Source organism: Paracoccus marcusii (assembly GCF_006151785.1).
Classification (GTDB): Bacteria; Pseudomonadota; Alphaproteobacteria; order Rhodobacterales; family Rhodobacteraceae; genus Paracoccus; species Paracoccus marcusii.
In genome coordinates this window covers 1-3143 of record NZ_VDDD01000207.1, presented here as the reverse complement: position 1 = coordinate 3143, position 3143 = coordinate 1, and the positions used below count along the sequence as shown (strand labels likewise).

Annotated in this window: 2 protein-coding genes and 1 pseudogene; 2 read left to right on the top strand and 1 reads right to left on the bottom strand. The window is 67.4% G+C overall.

Annotation, left to right across the window (positions count from 1 at the left end):
* Positions 1-437: pseudogene (locus tag FHD68_RS18105) on the bottom strand (siderophore-interacting protein); the annotation flags it as partial.
* A 124-nt stretch (positions 438-561) separates the two neighbouring features.
* Between FHD68_RS18105 and FHD68_RS18100 the strand changes: the two are divergent.
* Positions 562-2652: a TonB-dependent siderophore receptor gene (locus FHD68_RS18100; protein ID WP_127899546.1), complete on the top strand. Its 2091-nt coding sequence runs from the start codon at positions 562-564 to the stop codon at positions 2650-2652.
* Positions 2646-3143, top strand: a 498-nt coding sequence (locus FHD68_RS18095; RefSeq protein ID WP_482811973.1) for a TroA family protein, incomplete at its 3' end; no start/stop codon positions are given. The genes FHD68_RS18100 and FHD68_RS18095, both read left to right, overlap by 7 nt.

The following is a 3143-nucleotide window of genomic DNA, read 5'->3' as shown; positions in this document are numbered from 1 at the left end:
GCCGGCGGCAGCAGCAGGCGAAAGTGATAACCGCCCTGCGCGAACTGCCCGGCCTGCGGTCCCGCCAGCCGCACGCGCAGGAACCCCGGCACGGGGCGGGACACCCCCGCCACCCGCAGCAGCGCAAGCCCCGGCGCCAGCGCGCCCGCATCGACATCGTCCCACGCGACCTCGACCCCCGCCTCGGCCAGGATCTCGGTCGCGCTGTCGCGCAGGATGCCGACCAGCCGGTCCTCGGGCGCCAGAAGGTCGATGCGCAACGCATCGGCCTGGCGCGTCAGGCGCAGCTCGGACCCCCAGATCAGCAGGCTGAGACCCGCCTCGTCCTCGACCAGCGGGGCCTCCCACATCGCGGCCCGCGCCTTCAGCGCCGCGACCGCGGCCCCGCTGGCACGGGGGATCAGGCCGGTTCCGTGATGACTGCGCAGATGCGACATGGGCAGGGTCCGTGGCTGGAAAGTCAAAAAGTCGGAAATATGAATTCGACAGCCGGATTGGCAGATTGACGAATCTGACAGAAAAGATCAGATACGCCCAAACGTGTCAATCCAGCAGGCCATCATGTCCGTAGAGCCCCGTATCTTCCTTCTGGCCGGTGCCAGCCTTCTTGCCCTGTCGTCCGGCGTGGCCTGGTCCCAGCAGGCCGCGGAGCCGATCCTGCTAGACGAGATCGTGCTGACAGCGTCCTCGGACGCGTCCGTCCAGGCGGACGGCTATGTCGGCGGACAGGCGCAGGTCGCCACGAAATCGAACACCCCCGTGGCCGAGACGCAGCAGTCGATCTCGGTCGTGACCAGCCAGCAGATCGAGGATCAGGGCGCGCAGACCTTGGGCCAGGCGCTGAACTACACCGCGGGCGTCGTGGGCCAGCCCTTCGGCGCGGACCCCCGTTTCGACAGCCCCACCGTGCGCGGCTTCGAAGCGCGCGGTTCGCAATACGTCAACGGCCTGCGCCAGTTGCGCGATTTCGGATCGCCCGCCTTCGAGGTCTATGGCCTGCAGCAGGTCGAGGTTCTTAAGGGCCCGAATTCGTCCCTTTACGGGGCCGGGTCGCCCGCCGGGATCATCAACCAGGTTCAGAAGCGCGCACAGGATTTCGATTTTTCGGAAGCGGGTCTGGGATATGACAGCAATGACAGCGCGCAGACCTTCTTCGACCTGAACCGCGTGGCAAGCCCGACCCTGTCCTGGCGCCTGACCGGCATCCTGCGCGACAGCAAGACGCAGATCCGCGAACTGACCAACGAACGCGGCTATCTGGGCGCGGCGCTGCGTTATGCGCCCGACGACGCGACGACCGTGGACGTGATCGCGTCCTATACCAAGGACGCGCCCATCTCGCCCCCCGGCGTACCCTTTGCGCTGACGCAGACCGGCGACGGCAAGGCCCTGCGCGACACCTATTTCGGAGAACCGGGCTTCGACGACAGCGACCGCGATATGGCGAACCTGGGCATCGAGATCAGTCACCAGATGGACAACGGCTGGACCCTGTCGCAGGGCTTCCGGGCCGAACGGTTCGACTGGACCTATACCGGACATTATGTCAGCGGCCTGACCGACGACGGCCTGTCGGTCACGCGGGGCGCGAACTTTCAGGACGAATCCACGACAGGCCTGAACCTGGACACCCGCCTGTCGAATAGCATCACCACCGGCAGCGTGACCCATGACCTGCTCTTGGGGTTGGACATCCGGCAGTACGATGCCGACACGACAACGCAGTTCTTCTTCGGCCAGCCCATCGACGCTTCCGACCCGGTCTATGGCGGGCTGCCTGTGACGTCGGCCTGGTACACCAGCATCTCCGACATCAGCCAAAAGCAGGTCGGCCTCTATGCCCAGGACGAGATCACCGTCGGCAACTGGCGCGGCAGCCTGGCCATCCGTCAGGATTGGACCGAACAGACGGGGACGAAGTTCACAAACTTTGACGGCGACACCCCCATCGACCAGTCCGACAGCGCGACCACGGGCCGGGTTGGCCTGGGCTATGTCCTGGCGAACGGCGTGATGCCCTATGCCAGTTATTCGACCTCGTTCGACCCGACCATTGGCATCGACGACACCACCGGAGAGACGCTGGACCCGACCGAGGGCAAGCAGTGGGAAGTTGGGGTCAAGTATCAGCCCGCGGGCTTTGACGGGCTGTTCAGCGCCGCCGTCTATGACCTGACCCAACAGAACCTGGTGCGCAACCTGGGCCAGGGGCGCCGCCGCCAGGTGGGCGAGGTTCGCTCCAAGGGGTTGGAGCTGGAGGCCACCGCCGCGCTGAACGCCGCATGGGACCTGCGCGCCAGCTATGCCTTCAACGAGACCGAACAGAAGGGCGGCCCAGAGGACGGGCTGGAAATGCCCAACGCGCCGCGCCATCTGGCCAGCCTGTGGCTGGACCGCGATTTCGGGAACGGGCTGCGCGCCGGGGGCGGCATCCGCCATATCGGCGAACGCAAGGGCGATTTCGGGAACACGTTCGACCTGGACAGCGTCACCCTGGTCGATCTGGCCGCGACCTATACCCGCGGCAACATCGAGGCCAGCGTGACCCTGAACAACGTCACCGACGAGGTCTATCTCGCCAATTGCGGCTCCTTCGGCTGCTACTACGGCGAAGGGCGCAGCGTCGCCGCCAAGGTCGCCTACACGTGGTAGGGCGCGGGGCCATATCGCCCCGGCCCGACCGCCGCGCCTTTCTGACCGCCGCCGGCATGATGCTGGCGGCGGGCCTGCCTTTGCGCGCAGAGGCGGGCCCGCGCCTGGCCGCGATTGACTGGGCGATGCTGGAGACCGCGACCGCCCTGGGCCACATGCCGGTCGCCGCGGCCGAGCTGATCCGCTTTCGCGCCGATGTGGGCGTCCCCGCCATCCCCGACACGGTCACCGACCTTGGCCTGCGCGGCGCGCCGAACTTCGAACTGCTGCAGCTGGTCCGCCCCACGCTGATCCTCAGCTCTCCCTATTACACCCGCTATCAGGCGCGGATGGAGGCGATCGCCCCGGTCCTGTCCCTTCCCTTCTATCAGCCGGGCGCGGCGCCGCTGCCCAAGGCGATGGACGCGCTGGACGCGCTTGCGCGGCAGATCGGCGATCCTGCCGCGGGCGGTCGGGCGCGGGCGCGGGCCGACGCGCATCTGGACCGGCTG

Bases quoted from the DNA above. Each gene is read 5' to 3' on its own strand.
- FHD68_RS18100 (WP_127899546.1), top strand. From the start codon at position 562: ATGTCCGTAGAGCCCCGTATCTTCCTTCTGGCCGGTGCCAGCCTTCTT.